This window comes from Nonomuraea sp. NPDC003560, assembly GCF_042878785.1.
In the GTDB taxonomy this organism is placed as follows: Bacteria; Actinomycetota; Actinomycetes; order Streptosporangiales; family Streptosporangiaceae; genus Nonomuraea.
This window is the reverse complement of record NZ_JBIAOF010000025.1, coordinates 32,546-58,865: the sequence shown is the minus strand read 5'-3', so window position 1 is coordinate 58,865 and position 26,320 is coordinate 32,546. Positions and strand designations below refer to the sequence as shown.

The 26,320-nt window shown below is 72.4% G+C and carries 24 protein-coding genes; 10 read left to right on the top strand and 14 right to left on the bottom strand.

The window, feature by feature from the left end:
• Positions 1–190 precede the first annotated feature (190 nt).
• Positions 191–778 carry a TetR/AcrR family transcriptional regulator gene (locus ACFYUV_RS50690; protein WP_387683209.1) on the bottom strand — a complete coding sequence of 196 codons (588 nt, stop codon included), beginning with the start codon at positions 776–778 and terminating at the stop codon, positions 191–193.
• A gap of 71 nt (positions 779–849) precedes the next feature.
• Between ACFYUV_RS50690 and ACFYUV_RS50685 the strand changes: the two genes are divergently transcribed.
• Positions 850–2,685 (top strand): protein-arginine deiminase family protein, encoded by a 1,836-nt coding sequence (locus tag ACFYUV_RS50685; RefSeq protein WP_387683207.1) that lies wholly within the window; start codon positions 850–852, stop codon positions 2,683–2,685.
• 26 nt (positions 2,686–2,711) lie between these two features.
• Here the strand turns inward: ACFYUV_RS50685 and ACFYUV_RS50680 are convergent, their stop codons facing one another.
• From ACFYUV_RS50680 to ACFYUV_RS50645, 8 genes are all read right to left on the bottom strand, one after another.
• Positions 2,712–3,104 (bottom strand): hypothetical protein, encoded by a 393-nt coding sequence (locus tag ACFYUV_RS50680; protein ID WP_387683205.1) that lies wholly within the window; start codon positions 3,102–3,104, stop codon positions 2,712–2,714.
• A 434-nt stretch (positions 3,105–3,538) separates the two neighbouring features.
• The gene (locus tag ACFYUV_RS50675) at positions 3,539–5,170 is read right to left on the bottom strand and encodes an amidohydrolase (RefSeq protein WP_387683203.1); all 1,632 of its coding nucleotides are present in this window, start codon (positions 5,168–5,170) and stop codon (positions 3,539–3,541) included.
• A 10-nt stretch (positions 5,171–5,180) separates the two neighbouring features.
• On the bottom strand, positions 5,181–6,593 hold the full coding sequence (locus ACFYUV_RS50670; protein WP_387683201.1) for an amidase: 1,413 nt from the start codon (positions 6,591–6,593) through the stop codon (positions 5,181–5,183).
• Positions 6,590–7,405 (bottom strand): ABC transporter ATP-binding protein, encoded by an 816-nt coding sequence (locus ACFYUV_RS50665; RefSeq protein ID WP_387683199.1) that lies wholly within the window; start codon positions 7,403–7,405, stop codon positions 6,590–6,592. Before ACFYUV_RS50665 ends, ACFYUV_RS50670 begins: the two co-directional genes overlap by 4 nt.
• Complete coding sequence (locus ACFYUV_RS50660) at positions 7,398–8,354, bottom strand: ABC transporter ATP-binding protein (RefSeq protein WP_387683197.1); 957 nt, start codon at positions 8,352–8,354, stop codon at positions 7,398–7,400. The genes ACFYUV_RS50665 and ACFYUV_RS50660 overlap by 8 nt, the downstream gene beginning before the upstream one ends.
• Positions 8,354–9,187: an ABC transporter permease gene (locus ACFYUV_RS50655; RefSeq protein ID WP_387683211.1), complete on the bottom strand. Its 834-nt coding sequence runs from the start codon at positions 9,185–9,187 to the stop codon at positions 8,354–8,356. Before ACFYUV_RS50655 ends, ACFYUV_RS50660 begins: the two co-directional genes overlap by 1 nt.
• 22 nt (positions 9,188–9,209) lie before the next feature.
• Positions 9,210–10,175 carry an ABC transporter permease gene (locus ACFYUV_RS50650; protein WP_364342005.1) on the bottom strand — a complete coding sequence of 322 codons (966 nt, stop codon included), beginning with the start codon at positions 10,173–10,175 and terminating at the stop codon, positions 9,210–9,212.
• On the bottom strand, positions 10,145–11,767 hold the full coding sequence (locus ACFYUV_RS50645) for an ABC transporter substrate-binding protein (RefSeq protein ID WP_387683195.1): 1,623 nt from the start codon (positions 11,765–11,767) through the stop codon (positions 10,145–10,147). The genes ACFYUV_RS50650 and ACFYUV_RS50645 overlap by 31 nt, the downstream gene beginning before the upstream one ends.
• 136 nt (positions 11,768–11,903) lie before the next feature.
• Here ACFYUV_RS50645 and ACFYUV_RS50640 point away from each other — a divergent pair, with 136 nt between their 5' ends.
• Positions 11,904–12,947, top strand: coding sequence for a LacI family DNA-binding transcriptional regulator (locus ACFYUV_RS50640; RefSeq protein ID WP_387683194.1), 1,044 nt, complete (start codon positions 11,904–11,906; stop codon positions 12,945–12,947).
• Here the strand turns inward: ACFYUV_RS50640 and ACFYUV_RS50635 are convergent, their stop codons facing one another.
• Complete coding sequence (locus ACFYUV_RS50635; RefSeq protein ID WP_387683192.1) at positions 12,948–13,394, bottom strand: MarR family winged helix-turn-helix transcriptional regulator; 447 nt, start codon at positions 13,392–13,394, stop codon at positions 12,948–12,950.
• An 87-nt stretch (positions 13,395–13,481) separates the two neighbouring features.
• Between ACFYUV_RS50635 and ACFYUV_RS50630 the strand changes: the two genes are divergently transcribed.
• From ACFYUV_RS50630 to ACFYUV_RS50615, 4 genes are read left to right on the top strand one after another with little or no spacing between them, the layout of a single operon-like run.
• Positions 13,482–14,285 carry a crotonase/enoyl-CoA hydratase family protein gene (locus ACFYUV_RS50630; protein WP_387683190.1) on the top strand — a complete coding sequence of 268 codons (804 nt, stop codon included), beginning with the start codon at positions 13,482–13,484 and terminating at the stop codon, positions 14,283–14,285.
• Positions 14,282–16,261, top strand: a complete 1,980-nt coding sequence (locus ACFYUV_RS50625; protein ID WP_387683188.1) for an acetoacetate--CoA ligase — start codon at positions 14,282–14,284, stop codon at positions 16,259–16,261. The genes ACFYUV_RS50630 and ACFYUV_RS50625 overlap by 4 nt, the downstream gene beginning before the upstream one ends.
• A complete protein-coding gene (locus tag ACFYUV_RS50620; protein ID WP_387683186.1) occupies positions 16,258–17,205 on the top strand; it encodes a 3-hydroxyacyl-CoA dehydrogenase NAD-binding domain-containing protein in 948 nt (315 codons plus the stop codon). The genes ACFYUV_RS50625 and ACFYUV_RS50620 overlap by 4 nt, the downstream gene beginning before the upstream one ends.
• A 17-nt stretch (positions 17,206–17,222) precedes the next feature.
• Complete coding sequence (locus tag ACFYUV_RS50615; protein WP_387683184.1) at positions 17,223–18,119, top strand: amidohydrolase family protein; 897 nt, start codon at positions 17,223–17,225, stop codon at positions 18,117–18,119.
• Between the two features lie 6 nt (positions 18,120–18,125).
• Here ACFYUV_RS50615 and ACFYUV_RS50610 read toward each other — a convergent pair whose 3' ends face one another.
• Together ACFYUV_RS50610 and ACFYUV_RS50605 are read right to left on the bottom strand one after the other, a co-directional pair.
• Positions 18,126–18,959: an ABC transporter permease gene (locus tag ACFYUV_RS50610; protein ID WP_387683182.1), complete on the bottom strand. Its 834-nt coding sequence runs from the start codon at positions 18,957–18,959 to the stop codon at positions 18,126–18,128.
• The gene (locus ACFYUV_RS50605; RefSeq protein ID WP_387683180.1) at positions 18,956–19,849 is read right to left on the bottom strand and encodes an ABC transporter ATP-binding protein; all 894 of its coding nucleotides are present in this window, start codon (positions 19,847–19,849) and stop codon (positions 18,956–18,958) included. Before ACFYUV_RS50605 ends, ACFYUV_RS50610 begins: the two co-directional genes overlap by 4 nt.
• Before the next feature lie 467 nt (positions 19,850–20,316).
• On the opposite strand from ACFYUV_RS50605, the gene ACFYUV_RS50600 reads away from it, so the two are divergent.
• Both ACFYUV_RS50600 and ACFYUV_RS50595 read left to right on the top strand, forming a co-directional pair.
• On the top strand, positions 20,317–21,825 hold the full coding sequence (locus ACFYUV_RS50600) for an alpha/beta fold hydrolase (RefSeq protein WP_387683178.1): 1,509 nt from the start codon (positions 20,317–20,319) through the stop codon (positions 21,823–21,825).
• A gap of 29 nt (positions 21,826–21,854) precedes the next feature.
• The gene (locus ACFYUV_RS50595) at positions 21,855–22,691 is read left to right on the top strand and encodes a serine protease (protein ID WP_387683176.1); all 837 of its coding nucleotides are present in this window, start codon (positions 21,855–21,857) and stop codon (positions 22,689–22,691) included.
• 37 nt (positions 22,692–22,728) lie between these two features.
• On the opposite strand, the gene ACFYUV_RS50590 is transcribed toward ACFYUV_RS50595, so the two are convergent.
• Together ACFYUV_RS50590 and ACFYUV_RS50585 are read right to left on the bottom strand one after the other, a co-directional pair.
• Entirely contained in the window at positions 22,729–23,664 is a 936-nt protein-coding gene (locus ACFYUV_RS50590; RefSeq protein ID WP_387683174.1) for a DUF2332 domain-containing protein, read from the bottom strand.
• A gap of 43 nt (positions 23,665–23,707) precedes the next feature.
• Positions 23,708–24,937, bottom strand: a complete 1,230-nt coding sequence (locus ACFYUV_RS50585; protein WP_387683172.1) for an MFS transporter — start codon at positions 24,935–24,937, stop codon at positions 23,708–23,710.
• 58 nt (positions 24,938–24,995) lie between these two features.
• On the opposite strand from ACFYUV_RS50585, the gene ACFYUV_RS50580 reads away from it, so the two are divergent.
• Complete coding sequence (locus tag ACFYUV_RS50580) at positions 24,996–25,979, top strand: helix-turn-helix domain-containing protein (protein ID WP_387683170.1); 984 nt, start codon at positions 24,996–24,998, stop codon at positions 25,977–25,979.
• A 98-nt stretch (positions 25,980–26,077) separates the two neighbouring features.
• Positions 26,078–26,314 carry a DUF6289 family protein gene (locus tag ACFYUV_RS50575; RefSeq protein WP_358299760.1) on the top strand — a complete coding sequence of 79 codons (237 nt, stop codon included), beginning with the start codon at positions 26,078–26,080 and terminating at the stop codon, positions 26,312–26,314.
• Positions 26,315–26,320 lie beyond the last annotated feature (6 nt).

The following is a 26,320-nucleotide window of genomic DNA, read 5'->3' as shown; positions in this document are numbered from 1 at the left end:
GGTTCTCCAGCGCAGGGAAGTCATGACGTCTCCTTCAGATCGACTGACAACAACCCTGCTGGTCAGGCGCGACACGAACCAGAGACGTGATCACCCGCTGCACATGACATCGTCATGAATCGGGCAAGCGGGTCGTGGAGACGTCCCAGCCGCGTGAGCGACCGGCCCGGGTACCGGGCCGGGTCGCCGCTCAGCGGGAGGCGTACATGTGGTCGAGCTGTTCGCGGACCAGTCGCAGATGGGCGCCGGGGTCGTCGATGGCCGGGGCGAAGGCGCCCTTGAAGGCGAGCCCGTCGATCAGCGCGCACAGCCGTTCGACGTGATCGTCGCGGTCCTCGATCCCGGCGGCGTCCGCGACGCGCCGGACCAGCCGCCTGGGTCCCGTCAGCACCTGCTCGGCGAGCGGGCGCAGCTCGGGGTTCCAGCGCGACTCGCAGACGAAGGCGAACGCGATCGTGCACTCGTCACGCCGTCGCTCGTCGAGGGGGAGCAGTTCGGCGAGCATGTCCTCGACGACGGGACGCCGGTCCGCCACGCCGTCGAGCCGGGCGACGTGCGCCTCGATGCGGGCCGAGATGCGATCGACGACGCTCTGCGCGGCGCAGCGCAGCAGGTCCTCGTGGCTGTCGAAGTAGTGCCGGACGGAGCCGACGTTGAGCCCCGCCTCGTCGGCCACCTTGCGCAGCGAGGCGCTCTGCACGCCGTCGCGGATGACCAGCCGGAAGACCGCCTCGACGATGTCGCGGCGGCGCAGGTCGGCATCGACGATCTTGGGCACCCCTTCATCGTATCCCACCTGTGATACATTCGATTTATCGCAGGTGGGATAAATACCGGGGAGGGTGCGGGATGAGAGGACTGCTGGCGGCGGGGATGGCCGGGCTGGTGCTGTTCGGCGCCGCGCCCGCGGGCGCGGCGCCGAACGACGCCGGCGCCGCGCCGCGCCCGGATCTGCGGGCCGACACCGACAGGGACGGCCGGGTGGGCCCCGGCGACGAGGTGGGAAAGGACGGCTGGACCGAGCGGCGCGGCGCGCTCTTCCTGCCGAACCTCGACGACAGCGAGCTGCGCTGCGAGGTCGATCCCGCCGATCTGGACACGCTGGACATCGAGGTGGACCGCAGGCTGGCCGCCTGCAACGACGCCGCCGACTCGCGCGTGAACGGCCCGGCAGACGCCCTCGACCTGGCGCCGATGCGGCTGCTGCCGATGCGCGGCCTCAGCGATCAGGCCACCGGACGGCTCGGCGTCGACACGGACGCCGTCCGGGTGTTCGTCCGGGACGGCGACCGCCACCGCCCCCTCGTCCCCGAGGGCGAGGGCCGGCTGACGGCGGCCGAACTGCGCTCCGGCATGGAGCTCGCCCTCGAAGGACGCGACGTGGTCCGCGACGCCGCGCGCTGGGACGGCAGGGCCACCGTGACGGTGACCGTGACCGACCGCGGCCGGAGCGGGACCGACCGGGTCCAGCTGAGGGAGGCGCCCCTGCTGCTGCAGAACGACCTGCAGCCCGTCACCCGGGTGTTCGCCGGCCGTCCTGGCAAGGGGCCCGGCTGGCCCGGCGGCATGCCCCCGCTGACGCCCGGCTTCCCGGACGGCTGGTCACGCTTCGCCGGTTCGTTGCGGCACGCCGTACGGCAGGGCGGCCTGACCTTCACGGCCGGCACCGCGCAGTCGTGGCGGGACGTGTGGTGGCAGGACGTCTTCGAGCCGATGACGGCGAGCGTGCCGGGGCCGGACGGGCCGCGGACCATGCGGGTGATGGCCCGCTCGGCCGGCACGCTGGACGTGGGCGGGCGGCTGACGATGCGCCCGCTCGGCCGGTTGCTGTTCCGGGACCTGCGGGGGCCGGGCGTCGCGGTGGTGCAGGAACTCACCGGCGCCGCCCGCGATCCGATCACCGACCTGCGCAGCGCGACCGGCAACATCGAGTCGTTCCCGCCGTACCGCGGCTATCCGTACGGGCGGATGTTGTACGGCTCGGGCCCGACCATGAAGCCGGACCCGGCGTTCGTCAAGCTGCTGACCGGGGAGGGCTACCAGCCGCCGGTCGTGGTCGACACGTCCTGGCTGCTGGTCGGCCACGTGGACGAGACGCTGCACGTCGTCCGGGCCGACAACGAGCGGGGCTGGACGCTCATGGTGGCCGACCCGCGGCTCGCCGTACGGCTGCTGCGGCGGGTGCCGGACGCTGACACGCCGCTGCAGGCGGGCACCGCCGCGGAGAACGTGCCGACGATCAGGGAGTACCTCGCCGACGGCGAGGCGCTCGCCGCTGACGAGGAAGCCGCCGCGCACATCGACCGGCAGCTCGCCGTCGTGCTCGCCGCGACCGGGCTGCGCGCGGACGAGCTGGTCCGGCTGCCGGTCCTGTTCTCCAGGCACGAGGGGACGTCGCTGCTGCGCGCCTACACGCCCGGCATCCCCAACGGGCTGTCGGTGAACGCGCGCGAGTTCGCGGCGCCCGACCCGCACGGGCCGCGGGTGGGCGGCGCGGACGTGTTCCGGCGGGCCACCGAGCAGGCGCTGGCCGCGCAGGGCGTGAGGGTGCGCTGGGTGGAGGACTACGCATGGGCGCACAGAGGCGGAGGAGAGGTGCACTGCACCACGAACGCCTGGCGTGCCGTCGACCGGTCGGCCGGCGCGCCGCCGCTCGCTCTGCCGGCGCGAACCCCTCCTCGCTGAGAACCGCACCGCCGCCCGGGCGCAGATCAACGTTCCCGGTCGGGTGCCTCGGCGAAGCGGCGGGTGGCCACCAGCGCGGCCAGGTCGGGTGCGAGCCGCAGTTCCGCCGTGTCCATGCCGGGGTGGTCGATCCAGTGCATCCGGGTCCGGTCGACGCTCCCGTCGAACCGGGGCGGCCAGTGCCGGGCCGGGGTCAGGTCGTCGATGACCAGCGTGCCGCCGGGCCTGAGCAGCCGGTGCGGGTCGGCGGGCGGCTCGCCGTGCTTGCCCTGGCCGCCTCCGTCGAGGACGAGCAGGTCGTACGGCGCGTCCCGGTGGATCTCCCGCCAGTCGCCATGGACGACCGACACCTGTGGCTGATCGAAGAACACCTCGGCGGCCAGGGCCGCCGAGACCGCGTCCCGTTCGACGCTGACCAACCGGGTCCCGGGCCGCGCCCTGACGCCAGCCAGGCGAGCCCCACCCCGCACCCCGTCCCGGTCTCGCCGATCATCTCGGCCCCGGCGGCCAGGGCCAGCAGCAACCGTCCCTGCTCGGGACGGCAGGACGTCCCGAAGCCCGCCCGCCGCGCGACCTCGACCGCCCGCCGCACCAAAGGCGGTAATTGCGCGAGATCGGGGTACGCCGCCGTGCCCTCAAGTGACATCGGTCCAGGCTGAGCCGGCCGACCGAGGGTCCGTGGACGAACTGGTGCTGGATCGCCTCGGCCACGCCGGTGGACGTCACGGCGACTGGCCAGGCCTCTTCGACCACGCGTTCTTGCTCGGCGGACCCGTGTTGAACGAACGCGGCCGCCGCCCCTTCCGCCGCGACGGGCGGAGAGGACGGAGCCGGTTCCGCCGGTGGCGAGCGGTCAGAAGGACGGATGCGTGTGCACCTGTCGTCCCTCCACGTAGGTGGCGAGGACGGTGATGCCGCCCAGGTCACCGGGGGGTACGGCGAACGGGTCGGCGTCGGTGACGATGAGGTCGGCGAGCTTGCCGGGCTCGATGGTCCCGGTCCTGGTGTCGAGGTGGTTGAGCCGGGCGGTGCCGATCGTGTACGCCGACAGGGCCGCCGCCACCGGGAGGCGCTGCGCGGGCAGGAACGGCCGCCCCGATCCGTCGGGGAGCATCCGGTTGACGGCGACGTGGATGCCGAGGAACGGGTCCGGGCTGCTGACCGGCCAGTCGCTGCCCGCGGCGAGGGCGGCGCCCGAGCGCAGGAGGTCGCCGAAGGGGTACTGCCAGGCGGCGCGCCGGTCGCCGAGGAAGGGAATGGTCAGCTCGTCCATCTGCGGCTCGTGCGCCGCCCACAACGGCTGGATGTTGGCGGTGACCTCCAGGGCCGCGAACCGCGGCACGTCGTCGGGATGGACGACCTGGAGATGGGCGATGTGATGCCGGTTGCCCTTGCGCCCGTTGACCTTGAGCGCCGCCTCGAACGCGTCCAGCGCCTCCCTGGCGGCCCGGTCGCCGACGGCGTGCACGTGGACCTGGACCCCGACGGCGTCCAGCCGGGTGACGTAGGCGCGCAGGTCCTCGGGCCCGACGAAGCTGATGCCGCTGTTGCCGGTCCGGCATCCACAGCCGTCCAGGTAGGGGGAGGTCATGGCGGCGGTGTAGTTCTCCGCCACGCCGTCCTGCATGATCTTCACGCTGGTGGCTCTGAACCGTCCGGTGGTGGTACGGCGGGCGAGCAGTTCGGGGATCTGCTCCTCGCCCCGGTCTCGATCCCACCACAGGGCGCCGACCACGCGCCCGGTGAGTATCGAGGCGTCGGCGGCGGCCTCGTAGGCGCGCTGGACCTCCGGGCCGACCATCGCGTCCTGCCATGCCGTCACTCCGGCCTGGTGCAGGCGTCGCTGGCCGGCCTGGAGGCCGCGGAGCAGGTCCTCGTCCGTGGGCTCGGGCACGTGCCTGCCCACGAGCGCGGCGGCGCCCTCGTGCAGGGTTCCTTGAGGGGTTCCGTCGGGTTCGCGCTCGATGCGCCCGTCGTTCGGGTCGGGGGTTCCGTCGTGGACGCCGCACAGCCGCAGGGCCTCGGTGTTGACCCATGCGCCGTGCCCGTCCCTGTTGGTCAGGTAGACCGGCCGGTCGGGGACGACCTCGTCGAGGGCGATCCGGCTCGGCGTGCCGCCGGGGAACCATTCCATGGACCAGCCGCCGCCGGAGATCCAGCGCACCTCGGGATTGGCCGCGGCGTACGCGCGGACGACGGCGAGGGCGTCGGCGGCGTCCCGCGCCTCGTGCAGGTCGCACCGGGTCATGGAGAGCCCGGCCAGCACCGGGTGCACGTGGGCGTCCTGGAACCCGGGAAGCAGGGTGCGGCCGGCCAGATCGACGATCTCGGTCCGCGGGCCGGCCAGGTCGCGCACCTCCTCGACCTCGCCGAGCGCCAGGATCCGCCCGTCGCGTACGGCCACCGCACGGCTGGGAGCGCCGGCCATGGGACGCACCCGGCCGTTGAGGAACACGATGTCGGCAGTTTTGTCGGCAAAAGTCATGTAGGTCTCCTCAGAGCTGCGGGCGGGTGGGCCACGGCAGGACGCGTTCGACGGCGGCGCCGATGTGGAAGACCGTCGCGTCGTCGTAGCTGCGGCCGACGATCTGCGCCCCCGTCGGCACGCCGTTCGACGCGAGACCGGACGGGACGTTGAGCACGGGGCAGCGGCTGGCGATGTTGAAGACGGTCGTCAGCGAGTACTCCAGGTAGTGGTCGAGCTGGACCCCGTTGACCGTCAGCTTGGTGTCCACGTAGTCCTCGCCCGCGGGCAGCGCGGCGGTGCCCGCGGTGGGGCAGATCAGCGCGTCGTACCGGTCGAGCAGGTCGCCGATCACGGCGTAGATGCGGCCCTCCAGCTCCAGCCCGGCCAGGAAGCCGTCCCGCGCCAGCGCGGCGCGCGAGTCCTCGGCGAAGGCGAGGGCGTAGGGCGTGAGCTCGTCGCGGTGCGTCTCCGCCACGCCGGCGACCATGGGGCCGAAGATGGCGCCGAAGTGGATGAAGGCCGCGCGCATGACGTCGGCGCGCCGCAACGGCACCTCCACCTGCTCCACGATGGCGCCGGCCGCGGCCAGCGCGTCGGCGACCGCGCGGGTGTTGGCCGCGACGTCCGGCTCGATCTCCCAGTTCCCCAGGTCGGGGGAATAGGCGATGCGCAATCCCGCGACGTCGCCGAGGCGTTCGGGGAGGTGCGCGGCGGGGCGGATGGAGACGACGTCGGCCGGGTGCGGCCCGACGATGACGTTCTGCAGGAGCGCGCAGTCGGCGACGGTACGGGCCATCGGCCCGTCATGGCAGTAGTGGTCCAGGTTGTACGGCGACATCGCGGGCACCCGCCCGTAAGGCGGCTTGTATCCGACCGTGCCGGTGGCCGCGGCGGGCAGCCGGATCGAGCCGCCGATGTCGGACCCCGTGGCGAGCGTCGCCGTCCCCGACGCCAGGGCCGCGCCCGCGCCGCCGGAGGAACCGCCGGGCGAGTAGTCCAGGTTCCAGGGGTTACGGGTGAGGCCCCACAGCCGGGAGTGCGTGTAGGCGGCGCAGCAGAACTCCGGCGTGGTGGTGCGGGCATGGACGATCCCGCCGGCGGCGACGACCCGTTCGACGACCGGATGGGTGGTGTCGGCGACGTGGCCGGCGTAGGCCAGGGAACCGTCGCTGGCGCGCATTCCCGCGATCGGCTGCTCGTCCTTGGTGGCGACGGGCAGCCCTTCGAGCGGTCGCGGCGACCCGTTGCCGAGGTAGGCGCGCTCGGCCTTCCTGGCCTGGTCGAGCGCCTCGTCGAACATCGTCTCGCTGAGCGCGTTGACCCGCGGCTCGACGGCCTCGGCCCGCTCGATGACCGCGGTCATGAGCTCGACGGGCGACAGGGCCCGGGTCCTGAACAGCTTCAGGGCTTGCGTGGCGGACAGGTGTGCGAGCTCACTCACATGATCTCCTGAAGGGCGCGCCGGTCGGCGGCGATCTGGGCGGGATCCCAGCCCGGCCGCGGCACGGAGTGCAGCAGCAGGCGGGTGTAGGGATGCTGGGGGGCGGCCAGGACCTGCGCGGTCGGCCCGGCCTCGACGACCCTGCCGCGGTGGAGCACGACGATGTCGTCGGCCGCGTGCCGGACCAGGGCCAGGTCGTGGGTGATGAACAGGTAGGCGATGTCGAGGTCGCGGCGGATGCGCGCCAGCAGGTCGAGGATCTGCGCCTGGATGGACACGTCGAGCGCCGAGGTGGCCTCGTCCAGGATCAGCACCTTCGGCGCGGTGGCCAGCGCGCGGGCGATGGCGACCCGCTGGCGCTGGCCGCCGGACAAGCGCCTGGGCCGTACGGCGGCCTCACGCTCGCCGAGCCCGACGCGCTCCAGCAGCTCCTCCCGCCGGGCCCGCCGGGCCTGCTTGTCCAGGGCGAAATGCAGCCGTAGCGGCTCCTCCACGCATTCGCTCACGCTGATCCGCGGATCCAGGGAGAGGTAGGGGTCCTGGAAGACCATCTGGATCTCGCGCGCCCGCGACAGCCTGGCCCGGCGGCCCCGCGGGGCGCGCGAGCGGTTCCGGCCCTCGACGCTGATCCGCCCGGCGTCCGGGATCTCCAGGCCGACGAGCATCCGCGCGGTCGTCGTCTTGCCCGAGCCCGACTCGCCCACCACGGCGAGCGAGCCGCCGGCCCGCAGCGAGAAGGAGACGCCGTCCACGGCCGCCTTGTGGCCGTACGCCTTGCGCAGCCCCTCGACCTCCAGCACGTTCTCAGTCATGGACCGGCTCTCCAGCTCTCAGGCACGCCACCCGCGCGCGTTCCAGGATCTCCAGGTCGGGCCGTTGCTCCCGGCATCGCTCGACGGCCAGACCGCAGCGGGCCTCGAAGGCGCACCCGGCCGGGGACTCGGCCAGCGACAACGGCCTGCCGGGCACGCCGTGCGGCGGCTCGTGCGACTCCAGCCGGGGCGTGGCCGCCAGCAGCCCGGCCGTGTACGGGTGCCGGGGCCGGGCGAAGAGCTCGCCGGTGGCCTGCTCCTCGACGATCCGGCCCGCGTACATCACGTAGATGCGGTCGCAGATGGCCGCGGCCAGCTCCAGGTCGTGGGTGACGAACAGCATGCCCATCCCGCGCGCGGTCCTGAGGTGGGACAGGATCGCGATGACCTCCGCCTGCGTCGTGACGTCCAGGGCGGTCGTCGGCTCGTCGGCGAGCAGCAGGTCGGGCTCCGCGGCCAGCGCCCCGGCGATCATCACCCGTTGCAGCATCCCGCCGGAGAACTCGTGCGGGTGACGGCGCAGCGCGGCTTTCGGGTCCTCGATGCCCACCGCCTCCAGCAGCCCCTCCGCCCGATCGAGGGCCTGCCGGTACGGCAGCCCGCCCGCCCGCAGTCCCTCGGTCACGAAGTCGCCGATCCGCCGGACGGGATTGATCGACGCCCGCGGATCCTGGAAGATCATCGCCACTCGGCGGCGGCGCAGGTCACGCAGCCCCGCGGCGGTCTGCGCCAGCACGTCCTGGCCGTCGACCAGGACGCGCCCGCTCACGGCGGTCCGCCCGGGCAGCAGGCCGAGCACGGCCCGGCAGGTGACGGACTTGCCCGACCCGGACTCGCCGACGAGCCCGACGGCCTCGCCCTGGGCGACGCGCAGCGACACCGCGTCCAGGATGGGCCGGGCCGCCTGGCCGGGCGCCAGCCGTACGGTCAGATCGTCGATCTGGAGCATCAGCGCTCCCTCCCGGAGACCCGGTCGGCGATGCCCTCGCCGACGACGCTGAAGGCCACCACCGTGATCACGACGGCCGCGCCGGGGGCCAGCGCGGGCAGCATGGCGCCCTGGAGCAGGGCGGAGGCCCCTTCGTTGATCATGGCGCCCCAATCGGGGACGGGCGGTTGCGTGCCGAACCCGAGGAAGGACAGCGCCGCGAGGTCCATGAGCGCGTAGCCGAAGTTGATCGCCGACTGGGCGAGGATCAGCGGGACGACATTGGGGACCAGGTGTCTCAGGCAGATGACCCACCCGGACCAGCCCTGCACCCGGTAGGCGTGGATGTAGGGGCGGGACATCTCGCGCAGGGCGACGCCGCGCGCCAGCCGTCCGACGTAGGGGGTGTAGGCGATGCTCATCGCCACGACGGGCGCGGTCAGGCCGGGGCCGAACATGGCCACCAGCGTGATCGCCAGCAGCAGCGCGGGAAAGGCGAAGACGAAGTCCATGGCGCGGGACAGGACGGCGTCGAGCAGACCGCCGGTCCAGGCGGCCAGGACGCCGAGCAGGGTGCCCGCCACCGTCGACAGGGTCACCACCAGGAGCGGGCCGAGCAGCCCCGCCCGCGCGCCGTGGATCAGGCGGGACAGGATGTCGCGGCCGGACTGGTCGGCCCCGAGCAGGTGATCGGCGCTCGGGCCGCTCAACGCGGCCGGGAAGTCGATGGCGAGCGGGTCGTGCGGCGCCACGACCGGCGCCAGGATCGCCACCGTCACCAGGACGGCCAGGACGGCGACGCCGGCGACGGTCATCCGGTCCGCGGGAAGCCGGTAGCGGCGGTGGAAGGTCACGGCTGTCAAGAGGACTCCTTCACTAAGCCCTGCGCAGGCGCGGATCGATGGCCGGCTGAACCAGGTCGACCAGCAGGTTGGCCGCCGCGAAGACGACGACGATCAAGGTGGTGACGGCCTGCACGACCGGGAAGTCCTTGACGGTGACCGAGCTGACCAGCAGTTGCCCGATCCCGGACAGGCCGAAGGCGGTCTCCACGATCGAGGTCGCGACGAGCAGCCCGGCGATCACCGTGCCGGTGACCGTGCTGATCGGGCCGAGGGAGTTGCGCAGGACGTGGCGCCGGATCACCGCGTTCTCCTGGACGCCGCGCGAGCGTGCCACCTCGACGTGCTCGCGGGCCAGCTCCTCCAGCATGGACGAGCGGGTGACCCGGGCCAGCAGACCGGCGAACGTCAGGGCGAGCGCGGCCGCGGGCAGGGTCAGATGCCAGACGCGGTCGACCGGTCCCTCGCCGTTGCCGAAGGCGGGGAACCAGCCGAGCTGGACGGAGAACAGCGAGATCAGCCCGATCGCCGCGACGAAGGAGGGGGTCGCGGTGGCCACCCCGGTGCCGATGAGGACGATCCTGTCGAGCGGGCCGGGCCGCAGCGCGGCCAGGGCGCCGAGGATCAGCCCCGCGACCACGATGAGCAGCCCCGCGTAGCCGACCAGGAAGAGCGTCGTGGGCAGCCTGGCCAGGAGCAGCCCGGTCACGTCCTGCCGGAACTGCACCGACCGGCCGAAGTCGCCGGTCACCGCGCCGCCGACCCATTTGAGGTACTGCGTGAGGAACGGATCGTCCAGGTGGTACTGCGCCCTGATCGCCGCGATCGCCTGCGGAGAGGCCGAACGCCCCTGGGTGAGGAAGGAGGCCGGGTCGCCGGGAGCCAGGTACACGGCGGAGAACACCGCGAACGACGCCCCGGCCAGCGTCGCCACCAGCCCGGCGAGTCTGCGGGCCAGGAAGGCGCCCATCAGTTCGCCGACCCGAGCACTGCCGCCCACGGGTAGACGAGCTGGGTGATGCCGGTGGGCGCGCCGGTGAGCCGCTTGTTGAGGAACATGCTGTGCGGCACCTCGTACAGCGGGATCCACACCATGTCCCGGACGGCGATCTCCTGGAGCTCGGCGACCACGGCGGCGCGGGCCGCGGGGTCGGCCTCGGCGCCCGCCTGGTCGACGAGCCTGTCGTACTCGGGGTCGGAGTAGCCGCCGTAGTTGGAGAAGTTGCCGGTCTGCAGGATTCCGTAGAACTCCAGCGGATCGGGGGTGGAGTCGTACCAGATGGTCATGACCAGGTCGATGCCCTGGCGGGCCTTGGGGTCGGAGAACAGCGCGGAGTAGGCGTCGGGGGCCACCGCCTTCTGCTCGACCCGCAGGCCGATGGCCTGGCCCGCGGCCTGGACGGCGTTGGCGATGACGCCGATGTCGGGAGCCATCGTGCTCGTGGCGATCACGATCTTCTTGCCCGTCCCGCCGGCCTCCTTGACCAGCTTCCTGGCCCCTTCGAGGTCGGTGCTCAGCTCGGGGAGCTTGGCGTAGTACTGCTTGGCCGCCTCGGGGGCGATGCCCCACGCGCCGATCGCCGCGGGCGCCTTCGCCGGTGTGGCCACCCCGGCCACGCTGGCCTGGAGAATGGCCTTGCGGTCGAGTGCCATGGACAGCGCCTTGCGCAGCCTCAGGTCGCCGAGCGTGCCCTTGAGGTCGAGCGGGATGAGGCTGACGGCCGCGGTGTTGGGGCCGAAGTACAGCTTGCCGCTGGAGGCGCTGCCCAGGCGGGTGAAGCCGGTGGTGGGGACCAGGTAGCTGCCGTCCACCTCGCCCGAGAGCAGGGCGTTGACGCGGGCCGCCGGGTCGGGGATGAAGACGTTGCGCAGGGTCGCGGCCCTGGCCTTGAGCGCGGGGTCCCAGTAGCCGTCGAAGCGTTTCAGGGTGATCGCCTGCCCCTTCTCCCACTTGTCGAGGGAGTACGGCCCGGTGCAGTTGACGCCCTTGTCGGGGGTGCCGTACCCGGCGCCCTGCGCGGCCAGGAACGCGGCGCTCTCGATGGTCCCGGCCGAGGTGCCCATCTGCTCGTTGAACAGGTGGTCGGGCTTCTTCAGGTGGACGGTGACCTCCATGGGGCCGGTCTTCTCCACAGATTTGACGTTCTGGTAGGACGAGACCCAGTACGAACCCACCGCCGGATCCATGTGCCGCCGCATGCTCGCCACCACGTCGTCGGCGGTGAGCGGCGATCCGTCGTGGAAGCGCACGCCCTGGCGGATCGTGTACACCCAGCGCCCGGGGTCCGGGGATTCGGCCTTGGCGGCCAGCCCCGGCTCCACCCGGAAGCCGGGGGTGATCCGCATGAGCTGCTCGCACACGTTGGCGAGCACGGTGTTGGGCGGGTAATCGAAGGCGTAGGCGTAGTCGAGCGACTGCGGCTCGGCGTAGAGCGCCCAGGTCACGGCATCCACCGGGCCCTTGGCCGGCGGCAGGTCCGCCGTGACGGTGAAGGTTGCGGAGCCGGCGGCCTTCGGGGCGGCCGCGCCCCCTCCACAGGCAGTGGCCGCCAGTACGGCCAGCGCCGCGGCGGCGAGTCGAGCGGTACGCATCGGACCACCTCATCCTCGTGCGGGAAAGTGCCACGAGTATTGGTGAAGGAACGTTCCTGCACAAGACACTGAAGGAACGATTCAGCAACGGTCAGCGAGGTGGCGAATCGGCTGACATCCTGCAAAGATCGGACCCATGGAAGAGCCAGAGCGTAAGGTCGGCGCGCGCGTGCGCCTGGTGGACGTCGCCCGCGCGGCGGGGGTGTCCAAGACCACCGTCTCGGACGCGCTCAACGGCGCCGGCCGCCTCCCCGACGCCACCCGCGAGCATGTCCGGCAGGTGGCGCGCCGGCTCGGATACCGGCCGAACGCCACGGCGCGGCGGCTGCGCGCCGGGCGCTCACGCCTGGTCGGCCTCGCCGCCCGCGAGTTCGTCGAGCATCCGTGGTTCTACACCGAGCTCGCCTACTTCGCCCGGCTGACCGCCGCCACCACCCGCGCGGGCATGACCCACGGATACGGCGTGGTGCTGCTGCCCACCACCGGCCCCGACGACTACTGGACGGACCTGCCTCTCGACGGCGTGTTCGTGGTGGATCCGGTCGAGGGAGACCCTCTGGTCGGGGACTTTCTCGCCGCGGGGGTGGCCGTGGTCTCCGACCGCAGAGCCGTGGCGGGGACACCGTGGCCGTGGGTCGACTTCGACTACGGCGCGGCCCTGCGCGGCGTGCTCGACCACCTGGAGGAGGGGGGCGCCCGGCGGATCGCCGCGGTCGGCGCCCCGACCACGGCCTGCTACCACCGCGATTCCGTCCAGGCCTATCTCGACTGGAGTGCGGAAAGGGGCCGCGACCCGTTGCTGGCCCAGCTCGACGGCCCCGGGTTCGAGCCGACGCTGGCCGCGGTGGAGAGGTTGCTGAGTGATCCCGAGCCGCCGGACGCGCTGGTCGTGCTCGTCGAGGTCAGTCCGTCGCTGCTCCTGGACCGGATCCGCAGGCTCGGCAGGTCGGTGCCCGGTGACCTGCTGCTGGTCTGCGCGACGGAGGACCCCACGGCGCCGTTCACGGACCCGCCCGTCAGCACGCTCAGCTTCCTGCCGGTCGAGACGGCCGACATCGCGGTCGGGATGCTCGTCGACCTCATCGAGGGCCGCGGTGTCGAGGGCGGCCGGCTGCTCCAGGCGAGGTTCGACGTCCGGGCCTCCTCCGATCGCCGCTCGGTGCCGGGAGCCGGGAAGTGATCACTTTCTGGGCGGGCGCAGAGTCGTCCAGGCCTCGGTGAGGGCGGTGCGGAAGGTGTCGGCCTGCTCGGGCGACAGGCCCGAGATCATGCGGTCCTCAAGCTCGGCGGCGGCCTCGGCGTGGGCGTCGAGGAGCGCCCGGCCCTCGTCGGTGAGGTAGAGCAGCAGTTCGCGCTTGTTGGCCGGGTTGGGCGAGCGGCGGATGAGGTGACGCCGGTCGAGGGCGCCGATCAGGTCGGCCATGGCCTGCGGGGTGACGAAGGAGTCGCGGGCGAGCTGGGCGGCGGTCACCCCGTCCTTGTGCTGCAGCACGGTGAGCGCCGTGTACTGCGGCGTGGTCACGGCCGCGCCGCGCAGCATCTCGTCCAGGCGCGACCTGATCGCCAGTTCGAGCCGTTTGACGGCGTACAGCAGCGACGGGGTGGGGCGGGGCGGGGCGCTGGCCATGACGAACAGTATCCCAGCCAGGCATTGACAGGAAACCTGATGATACTTCAGCCTTCTTCATCAGGATTCCTGTCAATTGGAGAGCTTGTGATCCCTCCCTGCCCCGACCTGCCCCCGTCTCTGACGCTGGAGCGCCGTGGGGACATCGCGGTGCTGTCGTTGAACCGGCCGGCCAAACGCAACGCGCTGGACGACGCCACGATCGCCGGCCTCGGCGCCTTCTTCGCCGCCCCGCCCGCGTGGGCCGGGGCCGCGGTGCTCGCCGCCGAGGGCGCGCACTTCTCCGCCGGGCTCGACCTCGGCGAGCTCACCGTACGGGACGCCGCCGGCGGCCTGCACCACTCGCGCGGCTGGCACGAGGCGATGGGCCGGATCGACCACGGCGCCCTGCCGGTGATCGCGGTCCTGAAGGGCGCCGTCATCGGCGGCGGCCTGGAACTGGCGGCGGCCGCGCACCTGCGCGTCGCCGAGGAGTCGGCGTTCTTCGCCTTCCCCGAGGGCAGCCGGGGGCTCTTCGTGGGCGGCGGCGCCTCGGTCCGGGTCTCCCGGCTGATCGGCGCCCAGCCGATGATCGACATGATGCTCACCGGAAGGGTCCTGACGGCCGCGGAAGGCGAGGCCCGCGGCCTGGTCGACTACCGGGTGGCCGACGGCGACGGGATCACCAAGGCACTTGCCCTGGCCGAGCAGGTCATCGGGAACCCGCCGATCGCCAACTACGCCGTCCTGCACGCCCTGCCGCGCATCGCGGACGCCGACGCCGAGACCGGGCTGCTGCTGGAATCGCTCATGTCGGCCGTGGCGCAGAGCAGCCCGGAGGCCAAGGCCCGGATACGGGACTTCCTCGACGGCCGGGCCGCCAAGGTCGGCCGTCCGGGGGCCGCCCGATGAGCGCCCCCCTCCCCCCGGCGGAGCCGCTGTACGTCCCCGGCCCCGAGCAGATCGCCAGAGCGCACGCCACCGGCTTCATCGGCTGGCTCGCCCGCGAGCGCGGCGTGACCGTGCCGACCTGGGAGGAGCTGCGGCACTGGTCGGTCACCGGCCTCGAGGACTTCTGGGCAGCAGTGTGGGCCTACTTCGAGCTCAAGGCCCACACGCCCTACGACAGCGTCCTGGCCGAACCGGGCATGCCCGGCGCCCGCTGGTTCCCTGGAGCGACCCTGAACTACGCCGAGCACTGCCTCGGCACGCCCGAGGACGCCGGCCAGGTCGCGGTCGTCGGCCACTCCCAGACCCGGCCGCGCGTCGAGCTCACCTTCGCCGAGCTCGCCGAGCAGGTCCGGCGCGTACGGGCCGGCCTGCGGCGGCTCGGGGTGCGGCGCGGCACCCGGGTGGTGGCCTACCTGCCCAACTGCCCGGAGACGCTGATCGCGTTCCTGGCCACGGCGAGCCTCGGCGGCATCTGGGCGAGTTGCGCCCCGGAGTTCGCCGCCCCCGCCGTGGTGGACCGGTTCGGCCAGATCGAGCCGGCCGTCCTGCTCGCGGTGGCGGGCTACACCTACGGGGACAAGAGGATCGACCGGCGCGAGCAGGTCCAGGCGATCCGGGACGGCATGCCCTCGCTGGAGCACGTCGTGCACGTCCCGTACGGCGAGCTCGACCTCCCCGGCGCCCTGGCCTGGACGGAGCTCGCCGCGCCCACGGACCAGGCGCTGCGGTTCGAGCCGGTGCCCTTCGACCACCCCCTGTACGTGCTGTTCTCCTCCGGCACCACCGGCAAGCCGAAGGCCATCGTGCACGGCCACGGCGGCATCCTGCTGGAGCACCTCAAGAACCACGCCTTCCATTGGGACCTGGGCCCCGGCGACCGGCTGCTGTGGTTCACCACGACGGCGTGGATGATGTGGAACACGCTGGTCTCCGCGCTGCTCGTGCGCTCCTCGATCGTGATGATCGACGGCAACCCGCTCCACCCCGACCTGCGCGCGCAGTGGCGGCTCGCGCAGGAGACCGGCGCCACCCTCATGGGCGCCAGCCCCGGCTACCTGATGGCCTGCCGCAAGGAAGGGGTGCGGCCGAGCGAGGAGTTCGACCTGTCCCGGCTGCGGCAGATCGGCGTGGCCGGCAGCCCCTTCCCCGCCGAGGGCTTCCGGTGGGTGGCCGAACAGCTCGGCCCCGCCGTCCTGCTGAACGTCGGCAGCGGCGGCACCGACGTGTGCACCGGCCTCGTCCAGGGATCGCCGTTGCAGCCCGTGTGGGAGGGGGAGATGTCCGGGCCGAGCCTCGGTGTGGACGCCAAGGCGTTCGACGAGCACGGCAACGTGGTGATCGGCGGCGTCGGTGAGCTCGTCATCACCGCGCCGATGCCCTCGATGCCGGTACGCCTGTGGGGCGACGACGACGGCCGCCGGATGCGCGAGACCTACTTCAGCCGCTATCCCGGCGTCTTCCGCTTCGGCGACTGGTGCCGTTTCTCCGCCCACGGCTCCTGCGTCGTCACCGGCCGATCGGATGCCACGCTCAACCGCGGCGGCGTCCGGCTGGGCACCGCCGAGTTCTACCGGGCCTTGCAGGACGTCGAAGAGGTCACCGACAGCCTCGTCGTCCACCTGGAGAGCAAGGAGGGCGACATGGGGGAACTGATCCTGTTCGTCACCCTCGCCGACGGGTTCGTGCTGGACGAGCCGTTACGCGCCCGCCTGATCGCGCGCATCCGCGCCACCCTGTCCCCGCGGCACGTGCCCGACGCCCTCCTGGCCGTCCCCGCGATGCCCTACGGGCGAACCGGCAAGAAGCTCGAAGTCCCCGTCAAGAAGATCCTGCTGGGCGCCGCCCCCGACGAGGTCGCCTCGGCCGGCTCCCTCATGGACCCGGCGGCGCTCGACGCGTTCACCGCCATCGCCCGCGACCGTGCGAGGCGGGCGTGACGAGCCCGGCGGACCAGCCGGTCGCCGTCGTCGGCACGGGCGTCATCGGCGCCGGATGGGCGGCGCTGTTCCTCGCCCGCGGCCTCGACGTCACCGCCTTCGACCCCGCTCCGGACGCCGAGGAACGGTTGCGGGCCGCGCTCGACCTGGCCTGGCCCGCGCTCACCCGGCTCGGCCTGGCCGACGGCGCCTCCCGCGACCGGCTCACCTTCACCGCGACCTGCGGTGACGCCGTCGCCGGAGCGCGGTTCGTCCAGGAGAGCGGGCCGGAGCGCGCCGACCTCAAGCGGGCACTGCTGGCCACGCTGGACGAGGCGGCTCCGCCGAGTGCCCCGATCGCCAGCAGTTCGTCGGGCCTGATGCCCAGCCACCTTCAGGAGATGTGTCCCGCGTATCCCGAGAGGGTGCTCGTCGGACATCCCTTCCACCCCGCCCACCTGATCCCGCTGGTGGAAGTCGTGCCCGGCGAGCGCACCGGCCCCGACATCACCCGGCGGACGATGGACTTCTACCGCTCCCTCGGCAAGCGGCCGGTGCTCGTGCGGCGTGAGGTTCCCGGGCACCTCGCCAACCGGCTCCAGGCCGCCCTGTGGCGGGAGGCGTACTCGCTGGTGGAACGGGGAGTCGCGAGCGTCGCCGACATCGACGCCGCCATCGCGAACGGCCCCGGCCTGCGGTGGGCCCTGCTCGGCCCGCTGGTCAACCAGCACCTTTCGGGCGGCCCCGGCGGGATGGCGCACACCCTGCGCCACCTCGGCCCGCCCGCCCAGACCTGGATGGACGACCTCGGCACGCCGCGGCTCACCCCCGAACTCGCCGGCCTGCTCGTCGACGGCGTGCGCGACGAGCTCGACGGCATCGACCAGGAAGCCATGGCGGCCGACCGCGACGCGCTGCTCGTCGGCCTGCTGCAGGCCAAGCGCCGGCACCACGCCCTTCCCTGACACACCGAGAAGGAACGATGACCTACACCCCGCGCATCGACCCGGACGCCATCGTGGCCCTGGACGTCCACGCCCACATCGAGGCCGACCACCACGGCCGCCTGTCCCTCGACGCCGAGCTGATAGCGGCCTCGGCGAAGTACTTCAAAGCCGGTCAGGACCGCACCCCGACCATCGACCGCGTCGCCGCCTACTACCGGCAGCGCAACATGGCCGCGGTGGTCTTCACCGTCGACGCCGCCACCGAACTCGGCCACCCGGCCCTGTCCAGCGAGGAGATCGCCCGTCAGGCGGCCGAACACGCCGACGTCCTCATCCCCTTCGGCTCAGTGGACCCGCGCCGCGGCCCGGCCGCCGTCGCCCAGGCCCGGCGGCTCGTGCGGGACTTCGGCGTGCTCGGCTTCAAGTTCCACCCGAGCCTGCAGGGCTTCACCCCCAACGACCCTGCCCACTATCCGCTCTGGCGGGCGCTGGAGGAGCTGGGCAGCGTCGCGCTGTTCCACACCGGCCAGACCGGCATCGGCGCCGGCCTGCCCGGCGGGCGCGGCATCAAGCTGCGCCACTCCGACCCGATGCTGCTCGACGACGTCGCCGCCGATTTCCCCGGGCTCACGATGATCCTCGCGCACCCGTCCGTGCCCTGGGTCGACGCGTCCCTGTCCATCGCCGGCCACAAGTCCAACGTCTACCTCGACCTGTCCGGCTGGTCACCGAAGTACTTCCCGCCGCAGCTCGTCCGCCAGGCCGCCGGGCCCTTGCGGCACAAGGTCCTGTTCGGCTCCGACTACCCCGTCCTCACCCCCGACCGCTGGATGGCCGATTTCGCCGCCCTGGACGTCAAGGACGAGGCCAAGCCACTCATCTACAAGGAGAACGCCCTACGCGTTCTCGGCCTGCGCGGGGCGAGCCGATGACGGCATTCACCCGACCCGTCGCAGGGCACGGTCACGACGTGCCGCCACCGTGGAGCCTGTCTCGCCGCGTGCCATCCGCCGCAGCACGAGCGGCGCCACGAGCAGGCCGAGCACCGCCCAGGCGCCCAGCACTCCGGCGGTCTCCAGGTGCCGCCAGGACGCGCCGATCTCGACGGCCACCGCCGCGTCCGGCAGCAGGGCCGAGCGCATTCCGAGCCCCATCCAGTAGAGGGGGAAGACCTGGGCGATCCACTGCAGCCACTCGGGCAGCGAGGTGATCGGGTAGAAGATGCCGGAGATCCCGATCAGGGTGAGGAACGGCAGCTGGACCAGCCCTTGGGCGCGTGCGGTGGCGAACACCGAGCCCAGGACGGCGCCGATGGGCAGGGTCGCGACCAGGCCGAGCGCCAGCACCCAGGCCAGTGCGGGCCAGGAGCCCGGGCTGATCCGCAGGCCCTCGACGAGCAGCACGGCGGGCACGAGGAAGATCGCCAGGTCGGCCAGCAGACCTCCGGACACCGAGATCACTTTGCCGATCAGGTAGGCGGGCATGCCGTGCGGGGTCGCCTTGGCCCGCAGCAGCGTGCCGTCCTCGCGGTCGGCGGTGAGCTGCTGGCTCATGCTGATCAGGCCGGTCGCGGCGTTCATGCCGAGGATGCCGGGCAAGGCCAGGGCGCCGAGAAGGAGGGCGCCGACGGACAGGTCCCGGATGAAGAACAGCGCGGCCACCATCAGGGCGGGCCACAGGAAGTGGGAGAACAGCTCGGCGCCGTTGGTGAACGACTGCCGCAGCTCGATCAGCCCCCGGGACCAGCCCGCGCGCAGGACGGTCGCGTTCATCGGGCCGCTCCCTCGGCCTCGCGCACCAGCGCCAGGTACGTCTGCTCCAGCGAGGCCCGGACGATCTCCAGCTCCTGGACGTCGTCGCCGTGACGGGCGAACAGCTCGCGGGCGAACGCGGTGGAGTCGGGCGTCCGCTCGACGTACCGCCGTCCGTCGCGCAGCCAGCGCACCTCGTCCTCGCCGGCGATCCGTCGTGCCAGCGCGGCGGCGGTGCCGTCGGCGACGATCCGGCCGCCGTTCAGCACGAGGATGCGGTCGGCCAGCTTCTCGGCCTCGTCCAGGTCGTGGGTGGTGAGCAGGACGGTGGTCTCGCGGGCGTCGGCCAGGTCGCGTACGAGATCGTGGAAGTCGGACCTGGCCTGCGGGTCGAAACCGGTGGTCGGCTCGTCGAGGAACAACAGCTCCGGGCGCCCCACGAGCCCGATCGCCACGTCGAGCCTGCGCCGCTGGCCGCCCGACAGTGTCTTGAGCTTCTTGCCGGCGTGCTCGGCCAGGCCGACCCTCGCGATCAACTCGTCGGGGTCCCAGGGGCGCGGGATGGCGGGGGTGGCGTAGGGGGCGTAGTAGGCGCCCAGGTGGGCGAGGAGTTCGCGTACCGGCCAGTTGCCGTGGTCGCGCCAGGACTGCAGCACGATCCCGAGCCTGGCCCGCCACGACTCGTCGCCGTGCGAGGGGTCGGCGCCGAGCACGGAGACCCGGCCCTGCGACCGGACGCGGAAGCCCTCCAGGATCTCGATCGTGGTGGTCTTGCCCGCGCCGTTCGGCCCCAGCAGGGCCAGGACCTCGCCGTGGCGGGCCTGGAACGTGACGTCGTGCAGGACGTCGGTCGAGCCGTAGCGCATGCGCAGCCCGTCGACGTCGAGCACGACATCGGTGCTCCTTGTCATGAGATGACCTCTCTTCGTGATCGGATGACCTCGTGCCGGAGCGACTGCCGGCGAAGCCCGGCGCGAGGGCATGGCGCATCGCGGCCCGCACCGGGGCCGGAGCGCGAGGGTCAGGGATGCCGGTTACCGGCTTTCGCGCGTGAACCTCTCCTCGACGCGGTCCGTCAGATCGGTCTCGACGAGCGCGTCGGCGGGCTCCCGAGGCACGTTTTCCGGCATGCAAGCAACCTTAGTTGACTATTCGGAGCCTAGTCAACCGGAGTTGCTTAAGCAGGGCAAGGGTGCCGTGCGAGCTCGTGGTGGGGGCGGCTGCTGCGCGGATACACGACGGACACACGGCCGCGCGATCGCCGATACGAGGGTGCGACGGGGTGGGAACCTTTGCCCCCGAGGGTGGACGACGTACGCCTGACGGCGTGCCCCGCGCGCCTGGAGGTGTGCGGGCAGGACCGTCGAAAGATGCGACCATGTTCAGCACCCGTGTATCACCAGGCACTCGTCCGGCGCGCGTGGCGGTCGCGTGCCTGATCGGCCTGGCGGGCTTCGCAGCCGCCGGCGCGGCCGACGCCCGCACCGACGAAGAGCCTCTGACGTGGCGTGAATGCGCCAGGACGGCCAAGGACTGGCCCGTCGAGAACGACACCAGGACCGAATGCTCCATGCTGACGGTTCCCCTGGACCACGCGAACCCGCAGGGCCGCAAGATCGAGATCGCCGTGAGCCGGATCAAGGCCGCCGATCCGAGCAAGCGCCGTGGCGTGCTGGTCATCAGTCCCGGTGGCCCCGGCATCAGCAACATCGACGCGCCGGCGACGTACGCCGCCGGCAAGCTCGGCCCGCTGGCCGTCGACCATGACCTGATCGGGTTCGATCCCAGGGGCGTGGGCTACAGCGACAAGATCAAGTGCGACGCGGAGGAGCCGTCGCCCGCCGCGTCCGCCAAGGGCCAGGAGTCGTCCAGCACGTCCCCCAAGGAGGCGGCGAAGGCCGGATTCGCCGGGACCGCCGCGTACAACAAGCGGTGCGCCGCCAGGGATCCCGCCTTCGTCCAGCAGTTGACCACCACGAACATCGCGCGTGACGTGGACGCGATCCGCGCGGCCCTCGGCGAATCGAAGATCAATTTCTACGGGGTGTCCTACGGCACCGCGGTGGGCGTGAACTACCGGTCGCTGTTCGACAACCGGGTGAACGCGATGTGGCTGGATTCGGTGATGCCTCCCGTCATCGACCTCGCCGCCATGGACGCCACGACGGACGCGCTCTCCGAGAGGCGCTTCAACGCCTTCGTTCCATGGCTGGCACGGCACGACGGCGAGTTCCACTTCGGGACGACCGACGCCAAGGTCCGCGAGACCGTCTTCGCGTTGCGTGACGAGCTCCGCCGCAAACCCCGCGAGGTGGACGCGAACACGGTGCTCGACGGCGAGTGGGTCAGGCAGCAGCTCGGCGGAGGGCCGGGATACTGGATCTCCGCCGCCAGGGATCTCGCCACCGTCCGCGAAGGCGGCGTCCCGCTGTCGGCGCGTCCCGCCCCGGAGCCGGCGAAGGTGTTCGGGTTCGACGAGAACCCGCTGGGCCTGAACCTGATCCAGTACCAGGCGATCTTCTGCAACGAGGGGGTCGGCGGCCGCCATTTCGAGCAGATGTGGGCGGCCGCGCAGGCTCGGAGAGCCGCCTTCCCCGCGACCGGCGGCTATTTCGAGCGCAGCGGCTGGTGCGGGGGATGGCCGTGGCCCGCGCGGCCGTGGAAGCCGGTCAGGGGAACCAGTCCCCTGCAGCTGTCCGGCCACACCGACGAAGACGTCACGCCGTACGCCTGGGCGGTGGACACGGCGAAGGCCGCCGGCGGGACGTTGCTGACGGTCCAGGACGACGCGCACGCCTCGCTGCGCCGGCTGCCCTGCGCCGCGAAGGTGATCGATTTCTTCCGCACCGGCCGTACCGCCGCGGGCACCTGCCCCGGTACGCGCTGACCGCGGCCCCTCCCATGAACGGACATGAGATGCGTGTGTTTCGGCGAATCGGCGCGGCACTGGGTGCCGCCGTCCTCGGCCTCAGCCTGCCGGCCTTTCCCGCGCGGGCGGCGACCACAGACCTGGCGGGCACCGTCAACGTGGACGGCTGCTCGGGATCGCTGGTGCGGATGCCGGCCAGCGCGGCCGACGACCGGGCCTTCGTCCTGACCAACGGGCACTGCTACGAGGGCACGTGGCCGGTGCCGGACGAGGTCCTGGTGGACCAGCCGTCCCACCGCGTGGTCGACCTGCTCGACGGCGCCGGTGAGCCGGTGGCCACCCTGCACGTGGCCAGAGCGGTCTACGTGACCTTGACCGGCACCGACGTCGCGTTGTACCAGCTGGACCTGACCTACCGGCAGTTGGAGCGGGCCTACCGCGTCCGGCCGCTCACGGTGTCGGCGGAGCGTCCCGCACCGGGCACGGACATCCGGGTGCTCTCCGGAAGCACGAAGAAGGTCTTCTCGTGCGAGATCGACACGCTGGTCCACCGGGTGCTGGAGGTGGGCAACGTGACCAAGGACGTCATCCGTTACACGCCGCGGTGCGACACCGGCCACGGCACCTCGGGATCCCCGGTCGTCGACGCCAGGAGCGGCCAGGTCGTCGGCATCAACAACACCAGCAACCACGACGGCGGCCGGTGCACGCTGGACAACCCGTGCGAGATGAACCGCGACGGCGTCATCAGCGTGCGCAAGGGCACCGCCTACGGAACGCAGACGTACTGGCTCGCCACCTGCGTCGGCGCGGGGAACAAGCTCGACCTGGAGCGCCCCGGCTGCCTGCTGCCCAGGCCGGACCCGCGGCTCTCCGCACGGTGACCCGCACGGTGACCCGCGCCTGGGCCGTCTCCTCGCGTCACGCGAACCAGATGATCTCCTGACCGTGCGATCGGGTCCAGGCGAGCGGCTGCCCGTCCAGCGCGAGCACGTGGTGGTTCGCCTCGCCCGGCGGCGTCGGGAGCGTGTCGCAGGGCAGCACGTCGGGGGTCTCGTTCGCGATCCAGTGTGCGGGGAGCTCGCGTACCGCCTCGGCGAACGCCGTCCGTCGCGGCGTCGGCACGAGGTACAGCACCGAGCTGTGGAACACCACCAGCGTCGCGTCGGGCGGGGACTGCGCGGCCAGGGCCGGCAGGTCGTCCACCAGGTCGCCCCGTACGAGCAGCGGCGGGTCGGCTGCGACGACGGCCGCCGCCGCCCGCAGCCGGGCCCGGCGGTGCGTGTGCTCGGGCCAGATGAGCGCTTCGAGCCAGGCCAGATCCGCCGGGTCGGTCACGTCGAGCGGGTTCAGGTCCAGGCCGGCCCGCCACACCACCTGGGGCAGGGTGGTCGGCGGCGTCAGGCCGGCGGCCGTGCAGGCGATCACCGGGTCGCCGGAGCCGACCAGGTGATCGCCGTAGCGGTAGCCGTACCGGTCGGGGTAGAGGCACAGCCCGGCGGACGCGCCGACCTCCAGCAGCGCGAGCGGCTGCGGGAGCGCGTTGAGCACCGGCAGCAGGACGGCACACCGTCCGGCCTCGTTCGTCTGGGTGGTCCGGGCGCGCATCTCCGCCTCGATCGCGGGCCAGCTCGCCACCGTGTAGTCGTGGAAGGCGGCCGGATCGTCGACCGGCCCGCCGAGCAGCCGGACCACGCCGAACAGCAGGTTGGGCTGCCGTTTGGCCGGCGGAAGCCCGGCGAGCAGGTCCAGGAGGCCGGGATCCCGCGCCACCGCGGAGGCCAGGCGTTCGTACGTGGGCGACACACCGTGCGCCTCGCGCGCGGCGAAATCAGCGTAGATCGCGGCGATCGTCATGTTCCGATGATCGCAGCCGGGTGCGATCCCGGACGGCCGTGTCCTATGGGCCGCTACGGGCACGGTCGTCCTGGGCGTGCGGGAGCCGGCGCACGGCGGCGGAGGCCAGCGGGAGGACGGCCGCCACGGCGTAGACCAGACCGGCGGCCGCGGCCACCTGGAAGCCGTCGAACCTGTCGGCCAGCAGTCCCACGGCCAGCTGGCCGACGGGGATCGCGAGGTAGGACAGCAGGTCGTCGTAGGACGAGACGCGCGAGAGCACGTGCGCGGGAACGTGCTCCTGCAGTGAGGTCTCCCAGCTGACGGCGGCGGCCGAGGAGCCCAGTCCGGCGGCGAAGGCGACCGCGATCAGCCAGGGGGCGTCCAGGCGCGCACCGAGCGCGAGCAGGGGGATCGCGCCGAGCGCGCTCATCAGCTGGCCCAGCCGCAGCAGGTGCCTGACCACCAGCCGATAGATCAGCGCGCTCATGACCAGCATGCCGACGCCGCGGGCGCTGAGCACGAACCCCCACGTCTCCTCGCCGCTGAGCTGCCTGGTCAGTACGGGCCCCAGGATCTGCCAGGTGCCGACCTGAACCAGGTTGACCACGCAGAAGCACGCGGACACCGTCCACACCCAGCGGATGCGGCGGAACTCGGTCCAGCCGTCGCGGATGTCGGCCGCCATCCCGGAGGAGGGCCGCGGCGCGGCCGGCGCCGCGGGGAGGGACAGCCGGGCCAGGCATCCCGCGGCCAGGAGGTAGGTCAGTGCGTCGAAGGCGATGGCGGGGCCGCCGCCGACGGCGGCGACCGCGATCCCGGACAGGCTCGGCCCGAGGATCTTCGTGGCGTTCCGCACCGATCCCAGCAGCGCGTTCGCCTGGCGTATCCGGTCTTTGGCGACAAGCTGCGGCACGATGCCGCGCAGGGCCGGCGTGGTGAACGCGGCGAGAGTGCCGTTCAGGAACCCCAGCGCGGCCACCGGCAGCAGCGCGTACCTGCCGGTGAGCAGCAGCGCGGCGACGCCGCCCTGGGTGAGGGCCGAGCCCAGATGGGCGGCCGTCAGGACCGTCCGGCGCGGGAGGCGATCGGCCACGGCCCCGCCCACCAGGAGAAAGGCGAGCAGCGGAACCATGTAGGCGGTCAGGACGACGCCGAGGTCGCTGGTGTTGCCCGAGGCGTCCAGCACCCCGAACGCCAGCGCGACCGGCGCCATCGAACTGCCCAGCAGCGACACCGACTGCGCGGAGAGGAACCAGCGGAAATCGGTCTGTCGCAGGAGGGCTGAGAGCATGGGCAGGAGTCTGCCGACATACCGGATCGCACACTATCGTTTCGGCAGGAGGCGAAAGATGACGCTGCTGCGGTTGAGCACCCTGGCCCTGTCGCGGTCACGGTTCGCGCTGTCGCCGCTCGCCGAGACGCTGGGATCGCTGATGGTGCTCGACAGGCCCTGCGCCGATCCGTGGCTGGCGTCCTGGCACGGCCGCCACCGCGGCGCGTTCCGCGCCGTCCTGGAGGCCGATCCTTTCGCCGGGGGCCTGGTCAGGTTGCTGAGCTCGACCAAGTGGCTGCCGAGCCACGTGGTGCTTCCGCCGACGGGCGGCATGCGCACCACTCTGGACAGCGAGCTCGCGTCGGTCGCGCAGGTGCCCGACGAGGAGGTGCGCGCCGAGCTGGCGGAGTCGGTGGCGCACAGCTGGAAGCAGCACGATCTGGCCTGGCTGACCGGACGCGGCTGGGCGACCCGTACCGCCGACCTGCTCAGGTACGTGTGGGACGCTCATGTGGCCCCCGACTGGCCGCGCCGGCGGGCGCTGCTGGAACGCGACGTCACCTACCGGGCGGGGTTGCTGGCCGCCTACGGGTGGCCGCGCGCGCTGCGGCACATGAGCCGCCGCAGCGCCTGGGTCGGCGACGACGCCATCCGCTTCAGCGACCAGCCCTCCCCCGACCGGGTCGTCGGCGACGAGGGCATGCTGTTCGTCCCGGTCAGCGTGCTGAGCAGCGGCACGTGGCTGTGCGAGGCGCCGCCGACGTCGTACGCGCTGGTCTATCCGGCCCGCGGATCCGCCGGCGGCACGGCGCGCTCGCCGCGCGCCCGGTCGCTGGAGCGGCTCATCGGCGCCGGTCGAGCGGCCATCCTGGACGAACTCGAACACCCCGCGACCAGCAGCGAGCTCGCCGCGCACCTGGGCCTGTCACTCGGCACCGTCGGCGGCCACCTGGCCGTCCTGCGCGACGCGGACCTCGTCGTCGGCACGCGGGCCGGCCGGCGGGTGGTCTATCGGCGCACCGAGACCGGTCACCTGCTCGCCGGCCAGAGAGAGGGCTGAGCGGGACGGGCCGGGTGATCCCCTTGCGTTTTCATCCCACGCGACGGATCATTTCGTGCGCATCGTACCGTTTCCCTGCGAATCAGGAAGGACGATCCATGATCCGTCGCGTACTGGCCGTCGCGGTTCTGGCCGCCGCCACGCTCGCCACCGTCCCGGCCGCCGCGCAGGCGCTGCCTGCCTGCCCGGTCGGTTACCTGTGCAACACCCAGTACTTCTCCGACGCCGCGCGCACCAACCTGGTGGGCGTCAGGACGCAGTTCTGCGACCGTTCGGTCTCGACCTGGGGCACGCTCAGCGGCTACGTCACCTGGTCCTCCAGCCCCTGCAACTGATGGCGG